Here is a 26,417-nt window from a genome sequence, read left to right as displayed (position 1 = left end):
GTCGAGGACGCCCCGACGCGGCCGGTCCGCCGCGTGCCGGCGGCGACGGGCGAGCTCGTGCCGTCGAACGGCGCGCGCACCGGACGCCCCGCGGGCCGTGGCGCGGCCTCCGGACGCGGTCCGGCGGGTCCCGCCGCACCCGTCGGGGTCGTGTCGCACGGCATGGCCGCGCGCCTCGCCGAGCGCGACGCCATGCGGCGGCACCGGATCCGCACGCGCGTGCTCGCGTGGACCGGCGGGCTGCTCGTGGTCGCGGGCCTCGCCTGGGTCGCGTTCTTCTCGTCCGTGCTCGGGCTCGACCTGGAGGACGTGACGCTCGCGGGCGAGGGGACGGTCGTCGACCCGGCCCAGGTCGAGGCCGTCGTGGCCGAGTCCGCGGGGGTCCCGCTGCCGCGGCTCGACACGGTCGCGCTGCGCGAGCGCGTCCTCGACCTCAACGGCGTGCGGGACGTCGAGATCCGGCGGGTCTGGCCGTCGGGGCTCGCGGTGCTCCTGGAGTCGCGCGAGCCGGTGGTCGCCGTCCCCGTGGACGACGGCTTCGCGCTGCTCGACGCCGAGGGCGTGCACGTGCGCACCGACCCTGCCGTGCCCGAGGGGCTCCCCGAGATCGACGCCCCGCTCGACGAGCAGGGGGCGCGCGCGCTCGACGCGGCGCTCGTGCTGCTCAACACGCTCCCGCCCGACCTGCACGCGCAGGTCGCGGAGGTCTCCGCGCCGACGCGCGACGCCGTCCGGATGACCCTGCGCGACGGCGTGGTCGTCGAGTGGGGGAGCTCCGAGGAGGCCGCGCTCAAGGTGCGCGTCCTGCAGACGCTGCGGGCCGTGCCGGAGAACGCGGGCGTCACCGTGTACGACGTCTCGGCGCCGACGATGCCGGTGACGCGGTGAGCGCGCACGGCGATCGCCGACACGCGCGAGACGGTCGTTGATGATGGGCACGTCGACACCTACGGTCGACCCATGAACGACCTGACATAACTATAACCCTCTAGTTGAGGGTGAAGGTTCAGGGCTGACCGATCGAGAGGCATTGACGTGGCAACTCCGCAGAACTACCTAGCAGTGATCAAGGTGGTCGGCATCGGCGGTGGGGGCGTGAACGCCGTCAACCGGATGATCGAGGTCGGCCTCAAGGGCGTCGAGTTCATCGCGATCAACACGGACGCGCAGGCGCTGCTCATGTCGGACGCCGACGTCAAGCTCGACGTCGGCCGCGAGCTCACGCGCGGCCTCGGCGCCGGCGCCGACCCGGAGGTCGGCAAGAAGGCCGCCGAGGACCACGCCGAGGAGATCGAGGACGTGCTGCGCGGCGCGGACATGGTCTTCGTGACCGCGGGCGAGGGCGGCGGCACCGGCACGGGCGGCGCGCCCGTCGTCGCGCGCATCGCGCGCTCGCTCGGCGCGCTCACCGTCGGTGTCGTGACCCGGCCGTTCACGTTCGAGGGGCGCCGCCGCTCGGTCCAGGCGGACCAGGGCATCGAGAACCTGCGCAACGAGGTCGACACCCTCATCGTCATCCCCAACGACCGCCTCCTGTCGATGTCCGACCGCAACGTCAGCGCGCTGCAGGCGTTCCACCAGGCCGACCAGGTCCTGCTCTCCGGTGTCCAGGGCATCACCGACCTCATCACCACGCCGGGCCTGATCAACCTCGACTTCGCCGACGTGAAGTCGGTCATGCAGGGCGCGGGCAGCGCCCTCATGGGCATCGGCAACGCGCGGGGCGACGACCGCGCCGTCCAGGCCGCCGAGATGGCGATCTCGTCGCCGCTGCTCGAGGCGAGCATCGACGGCGCGCACGGCGTGCTCCTGTCCATCCAGGGCGGCTCCGACCTCGGCCTGTTCGAGATCAACGAGGCCGCGCGCCTCGTCCACGAGGCGGCGCACACCGAGGCGAACATCATCTTCGGCGCGGTGATCGACGACGCGCTGGGCGACGAGGTGCGCGTCACGGTGATCGCGGCGGGCTTCGACGGCGGCGCGCCCCAGGTCCGCGGCGACGCGCGGGCGCTCGGCCAGGTCGCGGGCGCGCAGCGTCCCGCGACGAGCGCGATCCCCGCGGTGCCCGCCGCGCGCCAGACCCCGCCGGTGCCGGCCCCCGCGACCGGGGCGCACACGCTGCCCCGCCCGGTGGTGCCGATCCAGCCGGAGGCCGACGACGTCCCGGTCACGCTCGACGGCGGCCCGGGCCCCGTGCCGGTCCAGCCCGCGACGCCCGCGCCCACCTTCACGGTCGTCGGGTCCGACGACGCGGCGGGTGCGGCGAACCAGAACGCCGACGCGGCCCCCGGCGGGCAGAACCCCGGCGTCGAGGTCCCGCCGCGGATCTTCGACGAGGAGCCCGCGCGCCGGAAGGTCGAGGAGCTCGACGTCCCGGACTTCCTCAAGTGACGGGTCGCGGGCGGCGATGAGCGTCGGCCGGATGCAGCACGGGAGGGGCGGCGTCGACGACGCCGCCCCTCCCGTCGTGCTCGAGGTCGACCTGGGTCCCGGGGTGCGCGCGGGCTTCACGACACGGGCCGGCGGGGTGTCGCCCGAGCCGTGGCAGTCCCTCAACCTCGGTCTCAACGTCACCGACGACGCGGCGCGCGTGCGCGCCAACCGGGCGCGCGCGGGCGCGTGGCTGGGGGCGCCGGTCGCGTTCGCGAGCCAGGTGCACGGCACGGACGTCGCGGTCGTGACGGACCGGGGGAGCGCCGCCGACTCGGTCGGCGAGGCCGACGCGATGGTCGCGGTCGCGGCGGGCGTCGGGCTCGGCGTCCTCGTCGCCGACTGCGTCCCCGTGCTCCTCGCCGACGTCGAGGCGGGCGTGGTCGGCGTCGCGCACGCCGGGCGCCGCGGCCTCGCGCACGGGGTCGTGCCCGCGGTGCTCGACGCGATGCGCTCCGCGGGGGCGAGCGTCGGGCGCGTGCGCGCCGCCGTCGGCCCGAGCGCGTGCGGCCGCTGCTACGAGGTCCCCGCGACGATGCGCGACGAGGTCGCGCTCGCGCGGCCGGCGACGTGGTCGACGACGACGTGGGGCACGCCCGCGCTCGACCTCCCGGCGGGCGTCGTCGCGGACCTGGAGGCCGCGGGCGTCGCGGACGTGGTGCACGTCGGGGCGTGCACGATCGAGGACGAGCGGTTCTTCTCGCACCGCCGGGCGGCCCGGGGCGGCTCGACGACGGGCCGCTTCGCGGGTCTCGTGGCCCTCGCGGGCGCGTGAAGGGCACGACCTCGACCTGCGGGTGAGGTTGACAGGTCCGGGCGTGTCGCTCCGGGATCGCCCGATCCCCTCGGTTAGCGTGAACGCACCGGTCCGACAGCCGGTGGACCGACGGATCGATCGAGGACGGAGCAAGGCCCATGGCGGGAGCGCTGCGCAAGACCATGCTGTATCTGGGCCTCGCTGATGATCGTGGCGAGGACGGGCAGGACGAGTACGTCGACGAGCTCGACGAGACGGGGGCGGACGTGTCGCACGACTACCAGGCCCAGGTGACGCCGCTGCACCGGGCGCTCGGCCCGCGCGAGGTGCCGCAGACGAGCATGACGGCGGCCGAGCTGCGCCGGATCACGACGGTGCACCCGCGCTCGTACAACGACGCGCGCGTCATCGGCGAGGCGTTCCGCGGCGGCACGCCGGTCATCATGAACCTCTCGGACATGGACGACGCGGACGCGAAGCGCCTCGTCGACTTCTCCGCGGGCCTCATCTTCGGCCTGCACGGCGCGATCGAGCGCGTCACCAACAAGGTGTTCCTGCTCTCGCCCGAGCACGTGGAGATCACGGGCGAGGAGCAGGCCGCCTCGCCGGCGCCCGGCCGCGCCGGGTTCTACAACCAGAGCTGACGGTCCTCGCGGCACGGCGCCCCCGCCGACCGCCCGCCGCACGGACCGCACCGGAGGGGCGGGCGCGCCGCGCCCGTCCCTCCGGCGTGCGCGGGGTCGAGCGCCCGCGTCGCGTGTCCCGCGCCCGGGGCGGGCGCGCTCGTCTGGCACAGTTGACCCGTGATCTGGGACCTCATCACAGGGATCGTCGGATTCCTGCTCTGGCTCTACCTGCTGCTGCTCATCGGTCGGCTCGTGTTCGACTGGGTGCAGTTCTTCGCGCGCGAGTGGCGGCCGAGAGGCGCGGTGCTCGTGCTCGCCGAGGTGATCTACTCGGCGACCGACCCGCCGCTGCGCGCGCTGCGCCGGCTGATCCCGCCCCTCACGCTGGGGCAGGTGCGTCTCGACCTGGCGTTCATCATCCTGTTCTTCGCCGTGACCATCGCGGCGCAGATCGTCTCCGCGCTCTGAGACGCTCGTCACTCGCCGGGCCGGCGGTCGGCCCGAACCGCGCCGCTACGTCCGGTTCGCCCCGCCCCCTGTCCGCACCCCGACGGCGCCCGCCCGCACCCCGCGGCGCGCGACCACGGGGCCGCTCCCGGCTCCCCGGGGCAATGTCCGCTACTTTGGAGTCTTGGTGATCGCGAGGTCGCCCGGACCGACACGCAAACGCTATGAGGTGAACCGATGGCACTGCTCACTGCAGAGGACATCCTGAACAAGAAGTTCTCGGCGACGAAGTTCCGCGAGGGGTACGACGTCGAAGAGGTCGACGACTTCTTGGACGAGGTGGTGAGGACCCTCAACTCCGTGCAGGAGGAGAACGAGGACCTCAAGTCGAAGCTCGCTGCCGCGGAGCGTCGTATCGCCGAGCTCAGCCGGGCCGACGCGTCCAGCGCTGCGGTGCAGGCTCCGGTCGTCGACGCGCCCCAGGCCCCCGAGCCGGAGCCGGCTCCGGCCGCGCCGATCTCGCAGGCCGTCGTCTCGAAGAACGCGGCGGAGCCCGAGTCGGCCACGGGCATGCTGCAGCTCGCCCAGAAGCTGCACGACGACTACGTGCGCTCGGGCCAGGAGGAGGGCGACCGGCTCATCGCGGAGGCGAAGGAGGAGGGCTCGCGCATCGTGCGCGAGGCCGAGGAGACCTCGCACCGCACGCTCTCGCAGCTCGAGCAGGAGCGCTCGCTCCTCGAGCGCAAGATCGACGAGCTGCGCATCTTCGAGCGCGACTACCGCACGCGCCTCAAGAGCTACCTGCAGAACCTGCTGGGCGACCTGGACAACCGGGGCAGCGCCCTCCCGCCGCGCAGCAACGTCGGCGGGGCCGCCCGCACGAGCGACCTCGCTCCCGGCCTCTAGCACCTGCGTCGACCGTCCGGCAGCGGCCGGTACGCCTCGCACCTGCCTTCTCCGCTCCGGCGGACCGGCGTGGTGTGTTGTGCGTACCGGCCGCTGCGTCTACTCTCGCGTGACTCGAACTTGGAGGGGCGACATGACCAAGCTCACCACCGCGGCCCGGTCGGCCGTGCGCGACCGCTTCCCGAACCTCGCGAAGGACGTCAAGTCCTTCCCCGTGCGCGACGGGGAGGACCCCTGGACCCTGCGCGAGGTCGAGGAGCTCGCCGCGGAGCTCCTCGCCGAGAAGGAACGCCTGGAGGGTGAGCTCGCCGCCGCGGACGAGGAGCTCTCGAACCTCCTGCGGCACTCCGGCGACGGCGCGGGCGACGACCAGGCGGACTCCGGGTCGAGCGCGCTGGAGCGCGAGCAGGAGCTCACGCTCGTCAACAACGTCCGCGACCTGCTCGCCCAGACGACGCACGCGCTCGACCGCATCGCGGCCGGGACGTACGCGACGTGCGAGGAGACGGGGCTGCCGATCGGGAAGGCCCGCCTGCAGGCGTTCCCGCGCGCGAACCTGTCCGTCGAGGCGAAGCAGCGCGCCGAGCGCCGCTGACGCCGCCACCCGGGGGACCCCGGCGGGCCGACGACGTGGCAGACTTGCCGCCGATGTCCACCTCCGCACGCCCCGAGCCCACCGACCCCGCCGAGCCCGTCGCGGCGTCCGCCCCGGAACCGTCCCGCCATGGTCCCCGACGCGCCCTCGTGGTCTGGACGGTCGTCCTCGCCGCCCTCGTCCTCGTGGCCGACCAGCTCACCAAGTGGTGGGCCGAGTCGAGCCTCACGCTCGGCGACGACACGATCCCGCTCGTGGGGTCGCTGCTCGGCCTGCGGCTCGTCTACAACCCCGGGGCCGCGCTCTCGATCGCGACCGGGATGACGTGGGTGCTGACGATCGTCGTCGTCGCCGTCGTGGTCGTCGTCGTGCGGATGGTGAGCCGCATCGGCTCGCGTGCGTGGGCCGTCGCCCTCGGGCTCCTGCTCGGCGGCGCGCTCGGCAACCTGCTCGACCGGTTCTTCCGCGAGCCCGGGTTCGCGCGCGGTCACGTGGTGGACTTCCTCGCCTACGGGAACTGGTTCGTGGGCAACGTCGCGGACGTCGCGATCGTCGGCGCCGCCGTCATGATCGCGGTCCTGTCGGTCCTCGGGATCGGCCTCGACGGGTCGCGCCACGGGCACGACGCCGCCGACGACACGGACGCCGAGCGGTCCGCGGCGGACGCCGACGCGTCGGCCGAGCACGCCGGCCCGGGCGAGGTCCCGACGGTCGCCTCGCCGGACCCTGCCCCGGAGGCTCGCGACAGCGAGGCTGCGGGTGCCGGCACGCAGGGGCCGGCCGCCGACGCCGGCACCGCGCCCACGACGGCCGAGCGCGAGGGGGACCGGTGAGCCTGCGGTCCCTCCCCGTGCCCGACGGCCTCGCGGGCGAGCGCGTCGACGCGGGGCTGTCCCGCCTCCTCGGCCTCTCGCGCACGCGCGCGGCCGAGCTCGCCGCCGCGGGCGCCGTGCGCCTCGACGGACGGGAGGTCGGCAAGTCCGACCGCCTCGTCCCCGGCGGGTGGCTCGAGGTCGACGTGCCCGACGCCGCCCCCGCGGCGGTCGAGGTCGTCGCCGAGCCCGTGCCCGGCATGGGCATCGTCCACGACGACGACGACGTCGTGGTCGTCGACAAGCCCGTGGGCGTGGCCGCGCACCCGTCGCCCGGGTGGACCGGCCCGACCGTCGTGGGGGCGCTCGCTGCCGCGGGCTACCGGATCTCGACGTCCGGTGCCGCCGAGCGCCAGGGCATCGTGCACCGCCTCGACGTCGGCACGTCCGGCCTCATGGTCGTCGCGAAGAGCGAGGTCGCGTACACGGCGCTCAAGCGCGCGTTCAAGGAGCGCACGGTCGACAAGGTCTACCACGCGCTCGTCCAGGGCCACCCCGAGCCGACGACCGGGACGATCGACGCCCCGATCGGGCGGCACCCGAGCGCCGACTGGAAGTTCGCGGTCACCGCCGAGGGCAAGCCGTCGGTGACGCACTACGAGGTCCTCGAGATGCTCCCCGCGGCGTCGCTCGTCGAGGTGCACCTCGAGACCGGGCGCACCCACCAGATCCGGGTCCACTTCTCCGCGCTGCGCCACCCGTGCGTCGGCGACCTCACCTACGGCGCGGACCCCGTCCTCGCCTCGCGCGTCTCCCTGACCCGGCAGTGGCTCCACGCGGTGCGGCTCGGCTTCGAGCACCCGACGACCGGACAGTGGCTCGAGCTGACCAGCGAGTACCCCGACGACCTCGCGCACGCGCTCGAGGTCCTGCGCGGGGCCTACGCGTGAGCGCGACCCGACCCGTCCCTCTCCCGGAGGGCGGGCGGCTCGTCGTCGAGCGCGTGTCCGACGACGCCGGGCTGGCAGCCGCGCACGCGCTGCGGCTCGCGGTGTTCGTCGACGAGCAGGGCGTGCCCGTCGAGGAGGAGATCGACGACCTCGACGCCGCGCCGACGACGACGCACGTCCTCGTCCGCGACCGCGAGCGGGACGGCGAGGTCGTCGGGACGGGTCGTCTGCTCACCGACCCGGCGCACCCCGGCGAGGTGCACGTGGGCCGGGTCGCCGTCGCCGCGTCGGCCCGCGGCACCGGGGCGGGCGCCGCCGTCATGTTGGCCCTGGAGCGCCTCGCGCTCGCCGAGCACGCGGTGCCCGGCCCCGACGGGCGGTCCGCGGTGCGGGTCCTGCTGTCCGCGCAGGTGCAGGCGATCGGGTTCTACGAGCGCCTCGGCTACACCGTCTCGGGGCCGGTCTACCTCGACGCCGGCATCGACCACCGCGACGCCGCGAAGACCGTCACCGTCGACGCCTGACGCCGTCGCCGGGGCGTGTGCGTCGTGGCACAGCACACGCCTGCCGAGGGTGGGCGGGAGCGTGGGCGGGCCGACTTAGGATCGACGCATGCCGACCGCCACCGAGGACTTCGTCCATCTCCACGTCCACACCGAGTACTCGATGCTGGACGGCGCGGCCCGGATCGGGGACCTGTTCGACGAGGTCGAGAGGCTCGGGCAGAAGGCGATCGCGACGACCGACCACGGGTACGTGTTCGGGGCGTTCGAGTTCTGGTCGCGCGCGCAGGCGAAGGGCATCAAGCCGATCATCGGCGTCGAGGCGTACATCACGCCGGGCACGAGCCGGTTCGACCAGACGCGCGTGCGGTTCGGGCAGCAGGGCCAGGAGGCGGACGACGTCTCGGCCCGCGGTGCGTACACGCACATGACGTTGCTCGCGAAGGACAACGAGGGCCTGCACAACCTGTTCCGCGCGTCGTCGCTCGCGTCGCTCGAGGGGCAGATGGGCAAGTGGCCGCGCATGGACCGCGAGCTTCTCCAGACGTACGGCAAGGGGCTGATCGCCACGAGCGGGTGCCCGTCGGGCGAGATCCAGACGCGGCTGCGGCTCGGCCAGTGGGACGAGGCGGTGCGGACCGCGGGCGAGCTGCAGGACATCTTCGGTCGCGAGAACTTCTTCGTCGAGCTCATGGACCACGGGATCGAGATCGAGACCCGGGTCACCAAGGACCTGCTGCGCCTCGCGGAGACGATCGGCGCGCGGCTCGTCGCGACGAACGACCTGCACTACGTGCGCGAGGAGGACGCGTCGAGCCAGGAGGCGCTGCTCGCGATCAACTCGGGCTCGACCCTGGACGACCCGGACCGGTTCAAGTTCGACGGCACCGGCTACTACGTGAAGTCTGCGGCGGAGATGCGCCGCGTGTTCGCGGAGCTCCCCGAGGCGTGCGACAACACGCTCCTCATCGCGGAGCAGTGCGACGTGTCGTTCGACACGAACGCGAACTACATGCCGAAGTTCCCCGTCCCCGAGGGCGAGGACGAGACGAGCTGGTTCGTCAAGGAGGTCGAGCGGGGCCTGCACCGGCGCTACCCGAACGGCATCCCGGACGCGGCGCGCAAGCAGGCGCAGTACGAGACCGAGGTCATCATCCAGATGGGCTTCCCGGGGTACTTCCTCGTGGTCGCCGACTTCATCAACTGGGCCAAGGAGCAGGGCATCCGTGTGGGGCCCGGGCGCGGCTCGGCCGCGGGCTCGATGGCGTCGTACCTCATGGGCATCACGGAGCTCGACCCGCTCGAGCACGGCCTGATCTTCGAGCGGTTCCTCAACCCCGAGCGCGTGTCGATGCCCGACGTCGACGTCGACTTCGACGAGCGCCGGCGCGGCGAGGTCATCCGGTACGTCACGGAGAAGTACGGCGACGACCGCGTCGCGCAGATCGTCACGTACGGCACGATCAAGGCCAAGCAGGCGCTCAAGGACTCGGCGCGCCTGCTCGGCTTCCCGTTCGCGATGGGGGAGAAGCTCACCAAGGCGATGCCGCCGGCGGTGATGGGCAAGGACATCCCGTTGTCCGGGATCTTCGACCCGAAGCACGAGCGGTACGCCGAGGCGGCGGAGTTCCGCCAGCTCCACGACTCCGACCCGGAGGCGCAGCGCGTCGTCGAGCTCGCGCGCGGCATCGAGGGCCTGAAGCGGCAGTGGGGCGTGCACGCGGCGGGCGTCATCATGTCGAGCGACCCGCTCATCGACATCATCCCGATCATGCGCCGCCCCCAGGACGGTGCGGTCATCACGCAGTTCGACTACCCGACGTCCGAGGGCCTGGGGCTCATCAAGATGGACTTCCTCGGGCTGCGCAACCTCACGATCCTCGACGACGCGCTCGAGAACATCACGATGAACGGCAAGGACCCGATCGAGATCGAGTCCCTCCCGCTCGACGACAAGGCGTCCTACGACCTCCTCGCGCGCGGCGACACGCTCGGCGTGTTCCAGCTCGACGGCGGCCCGATGCGCGCGCTGCTGCGGCAGATGAAGCCGGACAAGTTCGACGACCTCTCGGCCGTCATCGCGCTGTACCGCCCGGGCCCGATGGGCATGAACTCGCACACGAACTACGCGCTGCGCAAGAACGGGCTGCAGAAGATCGAGCCCATCCACCCCGAGCTCGCGGAGCCGCTCGCGGAGATCCTGGACGAGACGTACGGCCTCATCGTCTACCAGGAGCAGGTGCAGCGCGCCGCCCAGATCCTTGCGGGCTACTCGCTCGGCCAGGCCGACCTGCTGCGCCGCGCGATGGGCAAGAAGAAGAAGGAGATCCTCGACAAGGAGTTCGTCCCCTTCCAGGCGGGCTGCCGCGAGCGCGGCTACTCCGACGCGGCGATCCAGGCCGTGTGGGACACGCTCGTGCCGTTCGCCGGGTACGCGTTCAACAAGGCGCACTCGGCCGGGTACGGGCTCGTGGCGTACTGGACGGCGTTCCTCAAGGCGAACTACCCGACCGAGTACATGGCTGCGCTGCTGCAGAGCGTGCGCGACGACAAGGACAAGCTCGCGCTCTACCTCAACGAGTGCCGGCGCATGCACATCACGGTGCTCCCGCCCGACGTCAACGACTCCGCGGCGAAGTTCACGGCCGTCGGGACGGACATCCGCTTCGGCCTCACGGGCGTGCGCAACGTCGGCGCGAACGTGGTCGACGCGATCATCCGCACGCGCGAGGAGAAGGGCGCGTTCACCTCCTTCACGGACTTCCTCGACAAGGTGCCCGCGGTCGTCTGCAACAAGCGCACGATCGAGTCGCTCATCAAGGCGGGCGCGTTCGACTCGCTCGGGCACGCGCGCCGCGCGCTGCTCGTGGTGCACGAGCAGGCCGTGGACTCGGTCATCAGCGTCAAGCGCAAGGAGGCGGAGGGCCAGTTCGACCTCTTCGCGGACTTCGGGGGCGCGGACGACGAGGACGGCCTGTCCTTCTCGGTCGACGTGCCCGACCTGCCGGACTGGGACAAGAAGCAGCGGCTCGCGTTCGAGCGCGAGATGCTCGGCCTCTACGTCTCGGACCACCCGCTGTCGGGGCTCGAGCACGTCCTGACGCGCGCGGCGGACACCGGGATCGCGAACCTCCTCGCGGACGAGGGCCGGCCGGACGGGTCGACGGTGACGATCGCGGGTCTCATCACGTCGCTCCAGCGCAAGATGAGCAAGAACGGCAACCCGTGGGCGGCCGTGACGATCGAGGACCTCGAGGGCGCCGTGGAGGTCATGTTCTTCGGCGAGACGTACCTCGCGTACTCGACGATCCTCGCCGAGGACCAGGTCGTCGTGCTGCGCGGGCGCGTCCGCCGCCGCGACGACACGATGCAGCTGCAGGCGATGGAGGTCTCGCTCCCGGACATCACCGTGGGCGCGGAGTCCCCGCTCGCGGTCAAGGTGTCGCACACGCGGTGCGTCGAGCCGGTCATCCTGCGCCTGCGCGAGGTCCTCGCGACCCACCCCGGCTCGGCCGAGGTGCACGTGCAGGTGCTCGAGCCCGGCAAGACGACGATCGTGCGCGCGGGCGACGGCCTGCGGGTCGAGAAGTCGCCCGCGCTCTTCGGCGACCTCAAGGCCCTGCTCGGGCCGTCGTGCCTCGTCTGACGCGGTCGCGGCGGCGCGCCGCGGCGGCGGACCTAGACTCGCGAGCGTGATCCGACTCAACCCCGAGCAGCGCGTCTTCGTCACCGAGCGGCACCTGGCCACGCTCACGACCCTGCGGGAGGACGGGAGCCCGCACGTCGTGCCGGTCGCGTTCACGTGGGACCCGGACGCGGGCGTCGTGCGGATCACCACGAACCGCGGGTCGGTCAAGGCCCGCAACGCGCGCCGGGCCGGGCCGGACGGGGCACGCCCGCGTGCGGCCGTGTGCCAGGTCGACGGCGGGCGCTGGCTCACGCTCGAGGGCACGATCGAGGTCGTCGAGGACCCGGACGAGATCGCCGACGCGGTCGCTCGGTACGCCCGCCGCTACCGGCCGCTCGAGCCGAAGACCGAGCGTGTCGTCCTGCGGCTCACGCCCGACAAGGTGATGGCGTCGACCTACATGGCGTGACGCCGGCCCGCAGACCCCACTGGCACCACTGGCTCCGCGGGACGGCCGCGGGGGGCTCAGGCGACGGTCGCGCTCTCGGAGCCCTGCGGCCGGTCCACCGAGACGACGTCCCCGCGGTGGAGCTGGCGGCCCCGGCGCGTGTCGACCTCGCCGTTGACGCGCACCTCACCCTCGGTGACGAGCTCGCGCGCCTCGGCGCCGGACTCGGCGAGCCCGGCGAGCTTGAGGAACTGCCCGAGGCGGATGACGTCGTCGGAGATCTCGACCGGGCGGGCGTCGCGGGGGAAGCTCATGGTGACCATTGTCCCCGGCCGTGTGCGCGGTGACGACCGCCCGGCATGCGCGGTGCGTCGCGACCGGTGGACGGGACGCCTCGTCGCGCCGGTGCGCGGGCTCCTAGACTCGTCCCATGATCACCCGCATCGATCTTCGAGGGCGTTCCCTGTCCGCACGCGAGCTCGCCGAGACCCTGCCCCGCGCGGAGGTCGGCGTCGAGGACGCGGCGCATCAGGTGGCGCCCATCATCGAGGCGGTGCGGACGCGCGGTGCCGAGGCCCTGCGCGAGTACGCCGAGCGCTTCGACGGTGTGCGCCCGGAGCACCTGCGGGTGCCCGCGGACGCGATCGCCGCGGCGCTCGCGGACCTCGACCCCGCCGTGCGCGCGGGTCTCGAGGAGGCGATCCGGCGCGTGCGGCTCGTGCACGCCGCGCAGCGTCCGCAGGACTTCTCGGTCGAGCTCGGGCCCGGGGCGCGCGTGCGCCAGCGCTGGGTGCCCGTACGCCGGGTCGGGCTCTACGCGCCGGGCGGGCTCGCGGTGTACCCGTCGTCCGTCGTCATGAACGTGGTCGCGGCGCAGGAGGCCGGCGTGCGCAGCCTCGCGGTCGCGTCCCCGCCGCAGCGCGACGGCGCGGGGCTCCCGCACCCGACGATCCTCGCGGCGTGCGCGCTGCTCGGCGTCGAGGAGGTGTACGCCGTCGGGGGAGCCCAGGCCGTCGCGATGTTCGCGTACGGGGCCGCGGGGAGCGAGCCGCAGGACGGCGACGTGCTGTGCGAGCCGGTCGACGTCGTCACCGGCCCGGGCAACGTGTTCGTGGCCGCGGCCAAGCGGCTCGTGCGCGGCGTCGTGGGGATCGACGCCGAGGCGGGCCCGACCGAGATCGCGATCCTCGCGGACGGCACCGCCGACCCGGGGCACGTCGCGGCCGACCTCATCAGCCAGGCGGAGCACGACCCCCTGGCCGCGGCGGTGCTCGTCACGCCCTCCGTCGAGCTCGCGGCCGCGGTCGAGGCGCGCCTCACCGATCTCGTCCCGGCGACGAAGCACGCGCAGCGCGTCGCGCAGTCGCTCGCGGGCCCGCAGTCCGCGGTCGTGCTCGTCGACGACCTCGAGCACGGCCTGCAGGTCGTCGACGCGTACGGCGCGGAGCACCTCGAGATCCAGACGGTCGGCGCGTCCGAGCTCGCGGACCGGGTCACGAGCGCGGGCGCGATCTTCGTGGGCCCGTGGGCGCCCGTGTCGCTCGGCGACTACATGGCCGGCTCGAACCACGTGCTCCCCACGGGCGGGTGCGCGCACTTCTCCAGTGGCCTCGGCGTGCACAGCTACGTCAAGGCGGTCCAGGTGATCGAGTACGACCGCGACGCCCTCGAGGAGCTCGCCGACCGGATCGTCGCCGTCGCGAACGACGAGGACCTGCCGGCCCACGGCGAGGCGGTGCGGGCGCGGTTCCTGTGACCCGGCCGCGCGGGGTCGGCGTGCCGGTGCGGCGCGCCGTCCCGCGCGACGCCGACGACCTCGTCGGTCTGCGCGTCCACCTCATGCGCGCGATGGGTGAGCGGGACGCCGACGACCCGACGTGGCAGGCGCGTGCCCGCGCGTGGTTCGCCGACCGCCTCCGGACCCCCGACGTCGTGGCCTTCGTGGTCGACGGGTCGGACCGCGTCGCCGCGTGCGCGCTCGTCGAGCTGCACCGGTCGGCCCCGTCGGCGCGCAACCCGCACGGCACGACGGCGCACCTGTCGAACGTGTGCACCGTGCCCGGCGCCCGCGGCCGGGGGTACGCGCGCGCGTGCGTCGAGGCGGCGCTCGACTGGGCGCGCGAGGTCGGCGCGGACTCCGTCTCCCTGCACGCGACGCCGGACGGCGAGCGGCTCTACCGTGCGCTCGGGTTCGTCGACACGACGTACACGGAGCTGCGGCTGCGGTGGTGAGTCGCGCCCGGCGCGCTCAGCGCACGCCGAGCACGAACGGGTGCACGGCCGCGGCGCCCGCACGGCGCAGGAGCCGCGCCGCGACCGCGAGGGTCCACCCCGACTCGGTGTAGTCGTCGACCAGGAGCACGCGCCGGCCCGCGAGCCCGGCGAGCGCCGGGTCCGACAGCTCGAGCTGCAGGCGCCCCGCGACCCCGGCGAGGCGCGTCGCGGAGTTCACGTCGTGGCGGCCGGGCTCCTCGCGCCCGGGGACCGGGCCGACGGCGCCGATGAGCGGGCGCCCGAGGTAGCTCGCGAGGCCGTGGGCGAGGTGGAACGTCAGCCGGGGGCGGGTCACCGACCGCACGGCCACCACGCCGTCGACGAGGAGCCGGCGCTCCGGTGCCGCTCCCGCTCCCGCCCCCGCGCCCGGGGCGCCGTCCTCCGGGTCCGCCTCGGCCCCTTCCTCGGCCGCCGGGGTCTCGTACAGGTCGGGCCACTCGTCGAGCACGCGCGCCGCCGCGCGCCGCAGCGCGACGGGCGTGTCGTCGTCGGGCGTCGCGGGCGCGAACAGCTCGCGCAGCGGGGCCGACCAGCCCAGGCCGTCGAGCCGCGCCACGGCGCGTCCCGTCTCGGCGAGCTCGTCGGGGCCGAGGCGGCCGCGCAGGTCGAGCCCGAGGCGGTCCATGCCGCTCGGCCACTGGCGGCGCGCCACGACCTCGACCCCCGGACGGTCCATGTCCGCGCGCGCGGCCGCGACCGCCTCCGCGTCCGGCAGCGCGGGCAGGGTCACGCCGCCGCACGAGTCGCAGCGGCCGCAGCGCCACCCGTCCTCGAGCTCCGGGTCGTCGAGGGCGGCGCGCAGGAACGCCATCCTGCACCCGTCGGTGGCCTCGTAGTCGAGCATCGCCTGCTGCTCGGCCGAGCGCGTCGCGTCGACGCGCTCGTACCGCTCGGCGTCGTACGTCCACGGCTCGCCGGTCGCCTCCCAGCCGCCCTTGACGCGCCGCACCGCGCCGTCCACGTCGAGCACCTTGAGCATGCCCTCGAGGCGCGAGCGCTTGAGGTCGACCTGCGTCTCGAGCTGCGCGACCGACTGCGTGCCGCCAGCGGCCAGCGCGTCGAGCGTCGCGCGGACCTGCGCCTGGGGCGGGAACGCGGTCGACGCGAACCACTCCCAGATCCGCCGGTCCTCCTCGCCCGGGAGCAGCACCACGACGGCCGAGTCGACGCCGCGCCCGGCGCGGCCGACCTGCTGGTAGTAGGCGATGGGCGAGCTCGGCGCCCCGAGGTGCACGACGAAGGCCAGGTCCGGCTTGTCGAAGCCCATGCCGAGCGCGGACGTCGCGACGAGCGCCTTGACGCGGTTCTCCTTGAGGTCCTCCTCGAGGCGCTCGCGCTCGGCCGGGTCCGTCTGACCCGTGTACGACGCGACGGCGAGGCCCGCGGCCCGGAGCTGGCTCGCGACCTGCTCCGCGGCCGAGACGGTGAGGCAGTAGACGATGCCCGAGCCGTCGACGTCCTGCAGCGCCTCGGCGAGCCACGCGACGCGCGTCGGCTGGTCGGGCAGGCGCAGCACGGCGAGGTACAGCGACTCGCGGTCGAGCCCACCACGCAGCACGAGCACGTCCTCGTGCCCCTCGCCCGGCGCGCCTGCGGCGTGCGCCGCGCTCACGCCGAGCTGCTCCGCGACGTCCGCGGTGACGCGCGCGTTCGCCGTCGCGGTCGTCGCGAGGACGGGGATGCCCGGCGGGAGGTCGGCCAGGAGGGTGCGGATGCGCCGGTAGTCGGGCCGGAAGTCGTGCCCCCAGTCGGAGATGCAGTGCGCCTCGTCGACGACGACGAGCCCGGCGTCGGCCGCGAGCCGGGGGAGCACCTCGTCGCGGAAGCCCGGGTTGTTGAGCCGCTCGGGCGAGCACAGCAGCACGTCGACCTCGCCCGCGCCGATCGCGCGGTGGACGTCGTCCCACTCGGTGACGTTGGCCGAGTTGATCGTCACCGCCTTGATCCCGGCGCGCGCGGCGGCCGAGATCTGGTCGCGCATGAGCGCGAGGAGCGGGGACACGATCACCGTCGGGCCGGCGCCGCGGTCGCGCAGCAGCCGGGTCGCCACGAAGTACACGGCCGACTTGCCCCACCCGGTGCGCTGCACGACGAGCGCACGACGGCGGAACGCCACGAGCGCCTCGATCGCGCGCCACTGATCCTCGCGCAGCGTCGCGTCGTCGCGCCCCACCAGGGCGCGCAGCGCGGTCTCGGCGTCCTCGCGCAGCGACTGCCCGTCGAGGAGACCGCGCAGCATGGCGAGCTTGGCCCGCCTGGCGGCCTCCCCGCCGTCGGACGCCGGAGGGGAGTCCGGGGCCGGCGCGGTCGCGGTGGCCCGGCCGCCCTCGCGCGGCGCGACGTCGGCCGGCGGCGCGTCCGGCTCCGGGCCGGCCGGTGCCGCCCCGGCCCACGGGTCGCCGAGCGGGTCTGCGGGCTCGTCGAGCGGCGGCTCGTCGGCCGGGTCGAAGGGCAGGTCGGCGTACGGGTCGGTGGGGCTCACCCGCACGATCGTAGGCGCACCTGCCGACCCTCGGGCCGTCGTGCACAGGGCGTGGCCCGCGCCGCCCGGGTGGGCGTGCGGGCCGCGGTGCGCGACGGCGTCGGACGGGTCAGGACCGCATGTCCATGACCACGCGCCCGTCGATCCGGCCCTCCTCCATCTCGGAGAAGATCGCGTTGACGTCGTCGAGGGGGCGCACCGTGTACGTGGGGCAGACCTTGCCGCGCGCGAAGAAGTCGAGCGCCTCCGCCATGTCCTTGCGCGTCCCGACGATCGACCCGCGCACGGTGAGCCCGAAGAGCACGGTCGTGAAGATGTCGAGCGGGAACCGCTCCGGCGGGAGCCCGACGAGGGACACCGTCCCGCCGCGGCGCAGCGCACCGACGGCCTGCGGGAACGCGTGCGCGTTGACGGCGGTGACGAGCGCGCCGTGGACGCCGCCGCCCGTCTGGCCCTGGATCTCGGCTGCGGGGTCGGGCGACGTGGCCGCGTTCACCGTGACCTCGGCCCCGTGCTTGCGCGCGAGCGCGAGCTTCTCCTCGTCGACGTCGACCGCGGCGACGCGGCGACCCATCGCGACCGCGTACTGCACCGCGACGTGCCCGAGCCCGCCGATCCCGGAGACGAGCACCCACTCGCCCGGCTTGGTGTCGGTGACCTTGAGCCCCTTGTACACGGTGACGCCCGCGCAGAGGATCGGGCCGACGGCCGACAGGTCCACCCCGTCCGGGATCACGGGGCAGTAGCGTGAGTCGACGAGCATGTACTGCCCGAACGACCCGTCGACGGAGTAGCCGCCGTTCTTCTGGTCCGGGCACAGCGTCTCCCAGCCCGTCTCGCAGTACTCGCACTCGCCGCACGCGCTCCACAGCCAGGCGTTGCCGACCGTGTCGCCGACCCGGACCCGCGTCACGCGGTCGCCGACGGCGACGACCGTGCCGACGCCCTCGTGGCCCGGGACGAACGGGGGAGCGGGCTTCACGGGCCAGTCGCCGCGCGCGGCGTGCAGGTCGGTGTGGCAGACCCCGGTGTAGTCGACCTGGACCAGGGCCTCGTACGGCCCGGGGGACGGGACGTCGACCTCGTCGACGACCAGGGGCTCGGTGAACGAGCGGACGACGGCGGCACGCATGGTGGGCACGGGGATCACCTCGGTTCTCGCGACGGGCGGCCGGACCGTGCCGGCGGTCCGGCCTCGTCTCGACGCTACGCGCGCCGCGACGCCCGGTCACGGGCCGCGGCGCGACGCGCGACTCAGGTCCGTGCGGCTCGTGACCTTCGCCCCTCCACGACGAGGGCGAGCGTCCCGGCGACGACGACGACCCACTCGCTCGCCGCGGCGAGCACCTGCTGCGTCCCGCCGACCGACTCGTGGACGCCGAAGAAGCCCACCGTCGTCGAGAGGTAGAACGCGGCGAGCGTGAGGGCCCCGAAGCCGACCGCGCCGAGGAGCGGGAGCCAGTGCCGCCACACGAGCACGAGGAGCCCGAGGACGAGGCCTGCGACGGCGTTCAGCGCGAACAGCGGCCCGACGACCTCGATGTCCTGGTACCCCTCGACGAAGAGGACGAGGTGGACGTCGGCCGAGAGCAGCAGGCCGGCGGCGGTCAGTCCCCGCAGCACCCACGCCCCGAGCGCGCGTCCCTCGCGCGCCGGCGGGACGGGCGGGCCCCCGGTCACGGCCATGGTCGCTCCCTGCGGGTCGGGGCGCGGTCGGCTCGCGCCGGTGCTTCAATTGAACCGCCGTCCCGGTCGCAGCGCGCGCGGGCGGCGGGACGGGCCGCGGGCCCGTCCGTCCACGCACCGCGCGAGGAGGCCGGCCATGGACGTACCGCGCCCCGGACCCGACGTCGACGAGAGCGGTCCCAGGACCGTTCCGTCCCCTCCCGGCACCGCGCCCGCGACGGGCGTCCGGCCCGGCGCGTGCCTCGCGTGCGCGGGGACCGTCGAGAGTGCGGACGGGCGGCGCCCGGTCGTGGCGACGCGGCGCGCGGTTCTCGCGGGGTCCGGTGCGAGCGCGGCGCTCCTGCTGCTCGCCGCGTGCGGGGGCGAGCCGCCGTCGGGCACGCGCGGCGGGAGCGCCGACGACGACGCGGACGACGACCGGGACGACGACGGCGGGGGAGGGCGGCTCGTCGGACCGGGGGAGGCGCTCGCGAGCACGTCCGACGTCCCCGTCGGCGGCGCGCTCGCCGTGACGGTCGGCGGGGCGCAGCTCCTCGTCACCCAGCCCGAGGAGGGCACGTTCGCGGCGTTCAGCGCGATCTGCACGCACGAGGGCTGCACGGTCGGTCCCGGGGACGGCGAGCTGCTGTGCCCGTGCCACGCGTCGCGCTACGACCTCGCGACGGGCGCGGTGCTCGGGGGGCCCGCGCCCGCGCCGCTGCCCGAGGTGCCGGTCACGGTCGACGGCGGCGAGGTCACCTCGGCCTGACGGGGCTCCGGCGGGCGGGGAACCGTGCCCGCGTGCCGGACGTCACGGACGCGGGGCGGCGCACGGTTCGTAGACTGTCCTGGTGACCCCACCCCCCGTCGCGGGACGACCCGTGCTCCCGCTGCGCCCCGAGCTCGCCGGCGTCGAGCCCTACGGCGCGCCGCAGCTCGACGTCCCGGTCCTGCTCAACGTCAACGAGAACCCGTACGCGCCGAGCGCCCGCGTGGTCGACACGATCGCGCAGGCGGTGCGCGACGCCGCCGCGGGGCTCAACCGCTACCCCGACCGCGACTTCCTCGGCCTGCGCGCCGACCTCGCGGCGTACCTCGGCACCGAGTCGGGCGTCGCCCTCGCCCCCGAGCAGCTCTGGGCGGCGAACGGCTCGAACGAGATCATGCTCCACGTGCTCCAGGCCTTCGGCGGCCCGGGGCGCACCGCCGTCTCGTTCGCCCCGACGTACTCGATGTACCCCGAGTACGCGCGCGACACGCACACGGACTGGGTGGTCGGTCGCCGCGCGGACGACTTCACGATCGACCCGGAGCACGCGCGCGAGGTCGTCGCGCGCGAGCAGCCGTCCGTCGTCCTGCTCGCGAGCCCGAACAACCCGACCGGCACCGCGCTGCCCGCGGCCACCGTCGAGGCGGTGTGCGAGGCGGCGCTCGCGGTCCGCGTCCCGCTCGCGGACGGTGGCGCGGCGCCCGCGGTCGTCGTCGTCGACGAGGCGTACGGCGAGTTCCGGCGCGCCGGGACGCCGTCCGCGCTCGAGCTCCTCGACCGCTACCCGAACCTCGCCGTGACGCGCACGATGTCGAAGGCGTTCGCGCTCGCCGGCGCGCGCGTCGGCTACCTCGCGGCGTCGCGCGAGGTCGTCGACGCGCTGCGCGTGGTGCGTCTGCCGTACCACCTGTCGGCGGTGACGCAGGCGGTCGCGCGCGCGGCCCTCGCGCACTCCGCCGAGCTGCTCGCCCAGGTCTCGGAGCTGCGCGAGCGCCGTGACGAGACCGTGGCGTGGCTGCGCTCGCTGCGGCACCCGGACGGGCGCCCGCTCGAGGTCGCCGAGTCCGACGCGAACTTCGTGCTGTTCGGGGCGTTCGAGGACCGGCACGCGGTCTGGGCGGCGTTGTTGGAGCGGGGCGTGCTCATCCGGGAGACTGGTCCCGACGGCTGGCTGCGGGTGTCGATCGGCACCGGCGACGAGATGAGGGCCTTCCGACAGGCCCTCGTGGAGGTGGCAGGACTGTGAAGCGCACCGCGCGCGTCGAGCGCGCGACGTCCGAGTCGAGCGTGCTCGTCGAGCTCGACCTCGACGGGACGGGGCGGACCGAGATCTCGACGTCCGTCCCGTTCTACGACCACATGCTCACGGCGCTGGGCAAGCACTCGCTCATCGACCTCAAGGTCGTCGCGACGGGTGACACCCACATCGACGCGCACCACACGGTCGAGGACGTCGCGATCACGATCGGCGAGGCGCTGCGCGTCGCGCTCGGCGACAAGGCGGGCATCGGGCGCTTCGGCGACGCGACGGTCCCGCTCGACGAGGCGCTCGCGCTCGCGGTGGTCGACGTCTCCGGGCGTCCGTACCTCGTCCACTCGGGCGAGCCCGAGGGCCAGGAGTACCACCTCATCGGCGGGCACTTCACCGGGTCGCTCACGCGGCACGTGCTCGAGTCGATCGCGCACCACGCGGGCATCTGCATCCACGTGCGAGTCCTCGCGGGCCGCGACCCGCACCACATCGTCGAGGCGCAGTTCAAGGCGCTCGCCCGCGCGCTGCGCGCGGCCGTGTCGCCCGACCCGCGCGTCGAGGGCGTCCCGTCCACGAAGGGGGCCCTGTGAGCACGCACGACGACGACGCGCTGGGCGGCGTCGAGATCCCCGACGACCTGTCGTCCCTGACGGGGCCCGCGGCGCCGGACCTCGTCGCGCTCATCACGCAGATCGCGGGCGCCGAGCCCCTCGCCGCGGCGTGCTCGCTCGCGCAGGTCGAGGCGGACGTCGTGCCGACGGACGTGGGCGCGGTCGCCGTGCTGCGCGACACGTCCGGCGACGCGCCCGCGCACGCGGCCGCGGCGCTGACGACCCTCGTCAAGGGCGTGCCGCTCGTGCTCGTCGAGCGCACCGGCGAGCAGCTCACCATGACGCGCTGGAGCGACGGCGAGCCCGGCGACCGCCTCGCGCCCGGCCTCGTGCTGGGCGGTGCCCCCGAGGCGCTCGAGGACCTGCTGACCGGCACCACGACGCTCGCCGACCAGGAGGGCGTGGTCGCGAGCTCGTCGATCTCGCGCTGGAAGGCGATGCGTCTGCTCACGTCGGCCGCGCGCCGGGCGAGGAAGGGCGGCGCATGAGCGAGCAGCCCACGTCGGCGTCCTCGGGCACCCGGCGACCGTCCGTCGTCGTCCTCGACTACGGGTTCGGCAACGTCCGCTCCGCCGTGCGCGCGCTCGAGCGCGTCGGCGCCGACGTCGAGCTGACCGCCGACCGCGCCCGCGCGCAGGACGCGGACGGTCTCGTCGTGCCCGGCGTCGGGGCGTTCGCCGCCGTCATGGCCGGGCTGCGCGGCGTGCGCGGCGACGAGATCGTGGGCCGCCGCCTCGCCGGCGGGCGGCCCGTGCTCGGCATCTGCGTCGGCATGCAGGTCATGTTCGAGCAGGGCGACGAGCACGGCACGCTCACCGACGGGCTCGGGGAGTGGGCCGGACTCGTCGACCGGCTCGAGGCGGACGTCGTGCCGCACATGGGCTGGGACACCGTGGACGTCCCCGAGGGCAGCGTGCTGTTCCGGGGCGTCGAGGACGAGCGCTTCTACTTCGTCCACTCCTACGCCGCCCGGACGTTCACCACGGGCCAGGACCTGCCCGCGGACTCGCCCGTCCGTCGGCCTCTCGTCACGTGGTCCGAGCACGGCGGCCGGTTCGTCGCCGCCGTCGAGAACGGCCCGCTGTCCGCGACGCAGTTCCACCCCGAGAAGTCCGGGGACGCGGGCGCGACCCTGCTCGAGAACTGGGTCCGCTCGCTCTGACCTTGCGCGCCCCGCGGCGCGCACCCCCACCGGCGTGCCGACGCGCCCGCCGCCCGCACGACCGACACCGATGGAGAACCCCGTGACCGACCGCCTCGTGCTGCTCCCCGCCGTCGACGTCGCCGACGGCCAGGCCGTCCGCCTCGTCCAGGGCGAGGCGGGCTCCGAGACCTCGTACGGCGACCCGCTCGCCGCCGCGCTCGACTGGCAGTCGGGAGGCGCCGAGTGGATCCACCTCGTGGACCTCGACGCCGCGTTCGGCCGCGGCTCCAACGCGGAGCTGCTCGCCGACGTCGTCGCGCGCCTCGACGTCCAGGTCGAGCTCTCGGGCGGCATCCGTGACGACGCGTCGCTTGAGCGTGCGCTCGCGACGGGCGCGCGCCGCGTCAACCTCGGCACGGCCGCGCTCGAGAACCCCGAGTGGACGGCGAAGGTCATCGCGGAGCACGGCGACGCGATCGCCGTCGGCCTCGACGTGCGCGGCACGACCCTCGCGGCGCGCGGCTGGACGCAGGAGGGCGGCGACCTCTGGGAGGTCCTCGACCGCCTGGAGGCGGCCGGGTGCGCCCGGTACGTCGTCACCGACGTGACGAAGGACGGCACGCTCCGCGGCCCGAACCTCGACCTCCTGCGCGACGTCGCGGCCCGGACCGAGGCGCCCGTCGTCGCGTCGGGCGGCATCTCGAGCCTCGAGGACCTCGAGGCCCTGCGCTCGCTCGTGCCGGCCGGCGTCGAGGGCGCGATCGTCGGCAAGGCCCTCTACGCGGGCGCGTTCACGCTGCCGCAGGCGCTCGACGTCGCGGGCCGGCCGTGACGACGGACCACGACCCCGCGCGCCCGGGCAAGGCGCTCCCGCCGAGCTCCGGCTTCGCGGGCGACGACGGGTCCGCCGACCCGGCGCTCGTCGCCCTGCTCGACGCGTACGCCGCGGGCACGGCACCGCTCGCGGACGTCGTCGCGCGGCTCGGCGAGACGCGCGTCCTCGTGCCGATCCTCGCCGAGCTCGAGAGCGCGGAGGAGGGCGAGCACGGGCACACGGTCGACAAGGAGGCGTCGGCGGGCGTCGTCGCGATCCAGGCGCCCGACGGGCGGCGCGCGCTGCCCGTGTTCACGTCCGTCGCCGCGATGGCGGCGTGGCGCGCGAGCGCGCGGCCGGTCCCGGTCGACGCCCGCCGTGCGGCGCTGTCCGCGGTGAGCGAGGACTGGTCGCTGCTCGTCCTCGACCCGGGCGGTCCCGTGACGGCCCTCGTCCCGCGCCCGGCCGTGTGGGCCCTCGCCCAGGGCAAGACCTGGGCGCCCGCCGTCGTCGACGGCGTCGTCGCCCCCGAGGTGCTCGACGCCGTGCAGCGCTCGGTCGCCGGGATCGAGCACGTCGCGCAGGTGTGGGCCGAGCCCGGCCGCCGGGCCGAGGTCGCCGTCGTGCTGCGCATCCACGCGGGCCTGGACCGCACGGGCCTCGACGCCGTCCTCGGGCAGGTCAACGCCGCGCTCGCCACGGACCCCGTGGTGTCCGAGCGCGTCGACGGCCTCGAGCTGCGGGTCGGCCGCGCCGGCTGAGCGTGCTCAGCGGCGGCGCAGGCGGCTCAGGCCCCACGCGAGCGCGGCCGAGAACGCGACGACCGCGCCGAGCGCCTGGCCCCCCAGGATGACGCGGTTGAGGTCGAGCGCGGGCTGCCACCGCACGCCCGCGTCGTCCACGACGTACACGCCCTTGGCCACGACGCGGACGCCGAAGCCTCCGCCGCCGCCCGAGCCCTCGCCGCCCGCCTCGCCGCCGGCGTTCCCGGACCCCGGGTCGGACGACGAGCCCGCGCCCTGCGTCCCCTCGCCGTCCTGCGCCGCGGCGGCCGCCGCGCCGACGCGCCGGCGCCAGTCCGCGGCGCCCTTGCCCGAGAGCTCGCCCGCGCCGGAGCCCCATCCCGAGCCCGTCCCGCCCCAGACCGTGGCGACGGGGATGACGAGCGTGCCGTCCCGCTCGTAGGACTCCCCGAAGACGCGGCGCACGGTGAGCGTGTCGCGGGCCGCGTGGGTGATGTGCGCCGGGTCGACAGGCGCCGTGTCCGAGCTCCCGTGTGTGCTCATGGCACGAAGGGTAGACCCGGGGTCCGCGCTGCGCGCGGGAGGCGTGCGCGGGAGCGGTGCGCGGCAGGACGCCCGCGGGTTCGCGACGCCCGCGCCGCGCGGGTCAGGCGTCGCACTCCGGCAGCTCGGTGAACGCCGACTCGTCGCCGAGGAGCGTCTGCAGCGTGCTCACGGGCACGAGGAGCGACTTGTCGGTCGAGGTCTTCGCGTAGACGACCCCGATGACCTCGCCCGCGTCGTTGAGCGCGGCCGAGCCGGAGCTGCCGGGCTCGACCGGGGCGTCCGTGACCAGCACCTCGCCGAGGTTCTCGTTGAGCGGGTCGGTCGTCGTGCCGATCACCGCGCCCTGCGTCACCGTGAGGCGACCCCCCTCGGGATAGCCCACGACCGTCACCGCGTCTCCCGGCGCCGGGTCCGACGCCGCGAGCGTGGGCGCCGACGGCAGGTCCTCGGCCGTGCGGACGATCGCGAGGTCCGCGAGGCCCGCGACGCTCGCCGTCTGCGCCGCGATGTCGCGGCCGTCGTACGTGAGGAGCTGCAGCGAGCGCGACGAGTCGACGACGTGCTTGTTCGTGATGAGCGTCCGCGAGTCGACCGCGAACCCGGACCCTGTCGACAGTCCGTCGCAGCGGACGTTGCGGATCCGGACGGCCATGCGGCGCACCGCGTCGAAGCCGTCGGGGGAGAGGTTCTCCGAGCCGGCGGGGTCGTCGGGCGCGACGAGCGACGGGACGACCGAGTCCGGCACCGGGTCCGGGAGCTCCGGGAGCACGCCGCACCCCGCGAGCGCGCCCGCGCCGAGCGTCCCGGCGACGGCGAGCGCGACGACCCGGCGGGGCCCGCGCGTCATCCGGCGAGCTCCTGCTGGAGCTGGGCGTTCGCGTCGGTCGCCTCCTGGCACAGCAGGTCGACCTGGTCGGCGAAGCGCTCGAGGTCCGCGGGGTCGTACGCGTCGCGGTTGTTGAGGTAGCCGATGAGCTGGGACTGCGCCGTCGTGCACTGGCCGAGCGCGGCGGCGACCTTGCCCGCCGCCTCGGAGACACGGCTCTGGTAGTCGAGGTACTGCTGCGACGCCTCGTTCTCGTCGCCGAGCTGGGCCTTCTCGTTGGCGAGCTCGCTGATGCGGTCCTGCGCCGCGGTGAGCTGCGTGCGTGCGGACTCGAGCTCCGCGTTGGCGCCGTCGAGCTCGGTGCGCAGGCGTGCGACGTCCTCGCCGAGGCCGCGGGCCTCGCGCTCCCAGTCCGCGCTCGTCTCCTGCCAGCGCGTGGTCGTCAGCCACAGGTACGCGCCCACGCCCAGCGCGGCCACGAGCGCGAGGGAGAGCACGACGATCGCGACGACGGCGCCGCGGCGGCGGCGGGGTCGCGGAGCGGGCGCGGGCTGCTCGGCGGACGCGCCACCGGTCCCGACGCCGGACGCGGCGGCGGGGCCGGCCGGCGCCTGTTCGGTCGGGACGCGACCGGTGACGCCGGAGCCGGGCGGGACGGAGGCCGGCGCGGGCGGGTGCTCCGCGCCGTGGGCTCCCGGTGCGGGCGCGCCGGAGGCCGGGGCGAACGACGGCGGGCCGCCGGCGCGCGACGCCGGCGCGCCGGGGGGCGCGGGCGGGGTCGCTCCGTGCGGCGGCGGGACCGGCGGCGTGCTCAACTCACCGCGCCCGTGTACTTCTCGCCCGGGCCCTCGCCCGGGGCGTCCGGGTAGACCGACGCCTCGCGGAACGCGAGCTGGAGCGAGCGCAGCCCGTCGCGCAGGGAGCGGGCGTGCTGGTTGCCGATGTCCGGGGCGCTCGCGGTGACGAGCGCGGCCAGCGCGTTGATGAGCTTGCGCGCCTCGTCGAGGTCGAGGTGGCCCTGCTCCTGGGCGTCCTCGGCGAGGCCGCACTTGACGGCGGCGGCGCTCATGAGGTGCACGGCCGCGGACGTGATGACCTCGACCGCGGCGACGTCGGCGATGTCGCGCACGGCGTCCGCGGCGGGGTCGGGCACGGCGGCGTTCTCGGTACTCATGACGTCCATCTTTCC

At 74.8% G+C, this 26,417-nt stretch carries 29 protein-coding genes; 21 read left to right on the top strand and 8 right to left on the bottom strand.

The annotated features are described in order from the left end of the window. The 12 genes from GYH36_RS09590 to GYH36_RS09535 all read left to right on the top strand — a co-directional run. Positions 1 to 888 (top strand): cell division protein FtsQ/DivIB (locus GYH36_RS09590; protein ID WP_246209313.1); only part of this gene is annotated, 888 nt, incomplete at its 5' end. 147 nt (positions 889 to 1,035) lie between these two features. Continuing rightward, positions 1,036 to 2,391: a cell division protein FtsZ gene (ftsZ, locus tag GYH36_RS09585; RefSeq protein ID WP_024840632.1), complete on the top strand. Its 1,356-nt coding sequence runs from the start codon at positions 1,036 to 1,038 to the stop codon at positions 2,389 to 2,391. A 31-nt stretch (positions 2,392 to 2,422) separates the two neighbouring features. Continuing rightward, positions 2,423 to 3,205, top strand: coding sequence for a peptidoglycan editing factor PgeF (gene pgeF, locus GYH36_RS09580; RefSeq protein ID WP_081772329.1), 783 nt, complete (start codon positions 2,423 to 2,425; stop codon positions 3,203 to 3,205). 140 nt (positions 3,206 to 3,345) lie between these two features. Next, positions 3,346 to 3,831: a cell division protein SepF gene (locus GYH36_RS09575; protein WP_024840634.1), complete on the top strand. Its 486-nt coding sequence runs from the start codon at positions 3,346 to 3,348 to the stop codon at positions 3,829 to 3,831. A gap of 159 nt (positions 3,832 to 3,990) precedes the next feature. Beyond that, the gene (locus GYH36_RS09570) at positions 3,991 to 4,281 is read left to right on the top strand and encodes a YggT family protein (protein ID WP_024840635.1); all 291 of its coding nucleotides are present in this window, start codon (positions 3,991 to 3,993) and stop codon (positions 4,279 to 4,281) included. Positions 4,282 to 4,497: 216 nt separating this feature from the next. Beyond that, positions 4,498 to 5,166, top strand: coding sequence for a DivIVA domain-containing protein (locus tag GYH36_RS09565; RefSeq protein WP_024840636.1), 669 nt, complete (start codon positions 4,498 to 4,500; stop codon positions 5,164 to 5,166). A 133-nt stretch (positions 5,167 to 5,299) separates the two neighbouring features. Next, the gene (locus GYH36_RS09560) at positions 5,300 to 5,761 is read left to right on the top strand and encodes a TraR/DksA family transcriptional regulator (protein ID WP_024840637.1); all 462 of its coding nucleotides are present in this window, start codon (positions 5,300 to 5,302) and stop codon (positions 5,759 to 5,761) included. Positions 5,762 to 5,814: 53 nt separating this feature from the next. Continuing rightward, complete coding sequence (locus tag GYH36_RS09555; RefSeq protein WP_162289728.1) at positions 5,815 to 6,594, top strand: signal peptidase II; 780 nt, start codon at positions 5,815 to 5,817, stop codon at positions 6,592 to 6,594. Continuing rightward, entirely contained in the window at positions 6,591 to 7,523 is a 933-nt protein-coding gene (locus GYH36_RS09550; RefSeq protein WP_115942416.1) for an RluA family pseudouridine synthase, read from the top strand. Before GYH36_RS09555 ends, GYH36_RS09550 begins: the two co-directional genes overlap by 4 nt. After that, positions 7,520 to 8,047: a GNAT family N-acetyltransferase gene (locus GYH36_RS09545; RefSeq protein ID WP_312028579.1), complete on the top strand. Its 528-nt coding sequence runs from the start codon at positions 7,520 to 7,522 to the stop codon at positions 8,045 to 8,047. Before GYH36_RS09550 ends, GYH36_RS09545 begins: the two co-directional genes overlap by 4 nt. A gap of 88 nt (positions 8,048 to 8,135) precedes the next feature. Then, a complete protein-coding gene (dnaE, locus tag GYH36_RS09540) occupies positions 8,136 to 11,672 on the top strand; it encodes a DNA polymerase III subunit alpha (protein WP_024840641.1) in 3,537 nt (1,178 codons plus the stop codon). Positions 11,673 to 11,718: 46 nt separating this feature from the next. Further along, on the top strand, positions 11,719 to 12,123 hold the full coding sequence (locus GYH36_RS09535; protein WP_024840642.1) for a pyridoxamine 5'-phosphate oxidase family protein: 405 nt from the start codon (positions 11,719 to 11,721) through the stop codon (positions 12,121 to 12,123). Between the two features lie 56 nt (positions 12,124 to 12,179). Here the strand turns inward: GYH36_RS09535 and GYH36_RS09530 are convergent, their stop codons facing one another. Continuing rightward, on the bottom strand, positions 12,180 to 12,416 hold the full coding sequence (locus GYH36_RS09530; protein WP_034604362.1) for an RNA-binding S4 domain-containing protein: 237 nt from the start codon (positions 12,414 to 12,416) through the stop codon (positions 12,180 to 12,182). Between the two features lie 116 nt (positions 12,417 to 12,532). Between GYH36_RS09530 and hisD the strand changes: the two genes are divergently transcribed. Both hisD and GYH36_RS09520 read left to right on the top strand, forming a co-directional pair. Continuing rightward, complete coding sequence (hisD, locus tag GYH36_RS09525) at positions 12,533 to 13,858, top strand: histidinol dehydrogenase (protein WP_024840644.1); 1,326 nt, start codon at positions 12,533 to 12,535, stop codon at positions 13,856 to 13,858. Continuing rightward, a complete protein-coding gene (locus GYH36_RS09520) occupies positions 13,855 to 14,334 on the top strand; it encodes a GNAT family N-acetyltransferase (RefSeq protein ID WP_115942418.1) in 480 nt (159 codons plus the stop codon). Before hisD ends, GYH36_RS09520 begins: the two co-directional genes overlap by 4 nt. Positions 14,335 to 14,350: 16 nt before the next feature. Here GYH36_RS09520 and GYH36_RS09515 read toward each other — a convergent pair whose 3' ends face one another. The 3 genes from GYH36_RS09515 to GYH36_RS09505 all read right to left on the bottom strand — a co-directional run bounded on the left by GYH36_RS09515 (position 14,351) and on the right by GYH36_RS09505 (position 18,544). Next, entirely contained in the window at positions 14,351 to 16,615 is a 2,265-nt protein-coding gene (locus tag GYH36_RS09515; RefSeq protein ID WP_162289732.1) for a RecQ family ATP-dependent DNA helicase, read from the bottom strand. Between the two features lie 352 nt (positions 16,616 to 16,967). After that, positions 16,968 to 17,990 carry an alcohol dehydrogenase AdhP gene (gene adhP / locus GYH36_RS09510; protein WP_162289731.1) on the bottom strand — a complete coding sequence of 341 codons (1,023 nt, stop codon included), beginning with the start codon at positions 17,988 to 17,990 and terminating at the stop codon, positions 16,968 to 16,970. A gap of 122 nt (positions 17,991 to 18,112) precedes the next feature. Beyond that, positions 18,113 to 18,544 (bottom strand): hypothetical protein, encoded by a 432-nt coding sequence (locus tag GYH36_RS09505; protein ID WP_115942420.1) that lies wholly within the window; start codon positions 18,542 to 18,544, stop codon positions 18,113 to 18,115. 136 nt (positions 18,545 to 18,680) lie between these two features. Between GYH36_RS09505 and GYH36_RS09500 the strand changes: the two genes are divergently transcribed. From GYH36_RS09500 to GYH36_RS09470, 7 genes are all read left to right on the top strand, one after another. Then, the gene (locus GYH36_RS09500) at positions 18,681 to 19,292 is read left to right on the top strand and encodes a Rieske (2Fe-2S) protein (RefSeq protein WP_115942421.1); all 612 of its coding nucleotides are present in this window, start codon (positions 18,681 to 18,683) and stop codon (positions 19,290 to 19,292) included. Positions 19,293 to 19,374: 82 nt separating this feature from the next. Continuing rightward, entirely contained in the window at positions 19,375 to 20,538 is a 1,164-nt protein-coding gene (locus tag GYH36_RS09495) for a histidinol-phosphate transaminase (protein WP_034604240.1), read from the top strand. Then, positions 20,535 to 21,134 (top strand): imidazoleglycerol-phosphate dehydratase HisB, encoded by a 600-nt coding sequence (gene hisB, locus GYH36_RS09490; RefSeq protein WP_024840651.1) that lies wholly within the window; start codon positions 20,535 to 20,537, stop codon positions 21,132 to 21,134. The genes GYH36_RS09495 and hisB overlap by 4 nt, the downstream gene beginning before the upstream one ends. Further along, positions 21,131 to 21,643 carry a hypothetical protein gene (locus tag GYH36_RS09485; RefSeq protein ID WP_024840652.1) on the top strand — a complete coding sequence of 171 codons (513 nt, stop codon included), beginning with the start codon at positions 21,131 to 21,133 and terminating at the stop codon, positions 21,641 to 21,643. Before hisB ends, GYH36_RS09485 begins: the two co-directional genes overlap by 4 nt. Further along, positions 21,640 to 22,317: an imidazole glycerol phosphate synthase subunit HisH gene (gene hisH / locus GYH36_RS09480; protein WP_115942423.1), complete on the top strand. Its 678-nt coding sequence runs from the start codon at positions 21,640 to 21,642 to the stop codon at positions 22,315 to 22,317. The genes GYH36_RS09485 and hisH overlap by 4 nt, the downstream gene beginning before the upstream one ends. A gap of 82 nt (positions 22,318 to 22,399) precedes the next feature. Then, entirely contained in the window at positions 22,400 to 23,131 is a 732-nt protein-coding gene (gene priA / locus GYH36_RS09475; RefSeq protein WP_024840654.1) for a bifunctional 1-(5-phosphoribosyl)-5-((5-phosphoribosylamino)methylideneamino)imidazole-4-carboxamide isomerase/phosphoribosylanthranilate isomerase PriA, read from the top strand. Beyond that, complete coding sequence (locus GYH36_RS09470; protein WP_162289727.1) at positions 23,128 to 23,874, top strand: SseB family protein; 747 nt, start codon at positions 23,128 to 23,130, stop codon at positions 23,872 to 23,874. Before priA ends, GYH36_RS09470 begins: the two co-directional genes overlap by 4 nt. A gap of 6 nt (positions 23,875 to 23,880) precedes the next feature. Here GYH36_RS09470 and GYH36_RS09465 read toward each other — a convergent pair whose 3' ends face one another. From GYH36_RS09465 to GYH36_RS09450, 4 genes are all read right to left on the bottom strand, one after another. Then, a complete protein-coding gene (locus GYH36_RS09465; protein WP_155100271.1) occupies positions 23,881 to 24,399 on the bottom strand; it encodes a hypothetical protein in 519 nt (172 codons plus the stop codon). A gap of 103 nt (positions 24,400 to 24,502) precedes the next feature. Then, entirely contained in the window at positions 24,503 to 25,249 is a 747-nt protein-coding gene (locus GYH36_RS09460) for a S1C family serine protease (RefSeq protein ID WP_162289726.1), read from the bottom strand. Then, positions 25,246 to 26,043 carry a hypothetical protein gene (locus tag GYH36_RS19680; RefSeq protein ID WP_246209312.1) on the bottom strand — a complete coding sequence of 266 codons (798 nt, stop codon included), beginning with the start codon at positions 26,041 to 26,043 and terminating at the stop codon, positions 25,246 to 25,248. The genes GYH36_RS09460 and GYH36_RS19680 overlap by 4 nt, the downstream gene beginning before the upstream one ends. After that, on the bottom strand, positions 26,040 to 26,402 hold the full coding sequence (locus tag GYH36_RS09450; protein ID WP_024840659.1) for a DUF1844 domain-containing protein: 363 nt from the start codon (positions 26,400 to 26,402) through the stop codon (positions 26,040 to 26,042). Before GYH36_RS09450 ends, GYH36_RS19680 begins: the two co-directional genes overlap by 4 nt. Between the last annotated feature and the right edge of the window lie 15 nt (positions 26,403 to 26,417).

Origin of the sequence: Cellulosimicrobium composti (assembly GCF_010287905.1) — a bacterium.
In the GTDB taxonomy this organism is placed as follows: domain Bacteria; phylum Actinomycetota; class Actinomycetes; order Actinomycetales; family Cellulomonadaceae; genus Cellulosimicrobium; species Cellulosimicrobium composti.
The sequence above is the reverse complement of the archived record's forward strand: the minus strand, read 5'-3'. Positions and strand labels throughout refer to the sequence as shown.

Bases quoted from the DNA above. Each gene is read 5' to 3' on its own strand.
- pgeF (WP_081772329.1), top strand. From the start codon at position 2,423: ATGCAGCACGGGAGGGGCGGCGTCGACGACGCCGCCCCTCCCGTCGTG.
- GYH36_RS09575 (WP_024840634.1), top strand. From the start codon at position 3,346: ATGGCGGGAGCGCTGCGCAAGACCATGCTGTATCTGGGCCTCGCTGAT.
- GYH36_RS09565 (WP_024840636.1), top strand. From the start codon at position 4,498: ATGGCACTGCTCACTGCAGAGGACATCCTGAACAAGAAGTTCTCGGCG.
- GYH36_RS09560 (WP_024840637.1), top strand. From the start codon at position 5,300: ATGACCAAGCTCACCACCGCGGCCCGGTCGGCCGTGCGCGACCGCTTC.
- GYH36_RS09555 (WP_162289728.1), top strand. From the start codon at position 5,815: ATGTCCACCTCCGCACGCCCCGAGCCCACCGACCCCGCCGAGCCCGTC.
- dnaE (WP_024840641.1), top strand. From the start codon at position 8,136: ATGCCGACCGCCACCGAGGACTTCGTCCATCTCCACGTCCACACCGAG.
- GYH36_RS09530 (WP_034604362.1), bottom strand. From the start codon at position 12,416: ATGAGCTTCCCCCGCGACGCCCGCCCGGTCGAGATCTCCGACGACGTC.
- hisD (WP_024840644.1), top strand. From the start codon at position 12,533: ATGATCACCCGCATCGATCTTCGAGGGCGTTCCCTGTCCGCACGCGAG.
- GYH36_RS09515 (WP_162289732.1), bottom strand. From the start codon at position 16,615: ATGCTGCGCGGTCTCCTCGACGGGCAGTCGCTGCGCGAGGACGCCGAG.
- adhP (WP_162289731.1), bottom strand. From the start codon at position 17,990: ATGCGTGCCGCCGTCGTCCGCTCGTTCACCGAGCCCCTGGTCGTCGAC.
- GYH36_RS09505 (WP_115942420.1), bottom strand. From the start codon at position 18,544: ATGGCCGTGACCGGGGGCCCGCCCGTCCCGCCGGCGCGCGAGGGACGC.
- GYH36_RS09500 (WP_115942421.1), top strand. From the start codon at position 18,681: ATGGACGTACCGCGCCCCGGACCCGACGTCGACGAGAGCGGTCCCAGG.
- hisH (WP_115942423.1), top strand. From the start codon at position 21,640: ATGAGCGAGCAGCCCACGTCGGCGTCCTCGGGCACCCGGCGACCGTCC.
- GYH36_RS09465 (WP_155100271.1), bottom strand. From the start codon at position 24,399: ATGAGCACACACGGGAGCTCGGACACGGCGCCTGTCGACCCGGCGCAC.
- GYH36_RS09460 (WP_162289726.1), bottom strand. From the start codon at position 25,249: ATGACGCGCGGGCCCCGCCGGGTCGTCGCGCTCGCCGTCGCCGGGACG.
- GYH36_RS09450 (WP_024840659.1), bottom strand. From the start codon at position 26,402: ATGAGTACCGAGAACGCCGCCGTGCCCGACCCCGCCGCGGACGCCGTG.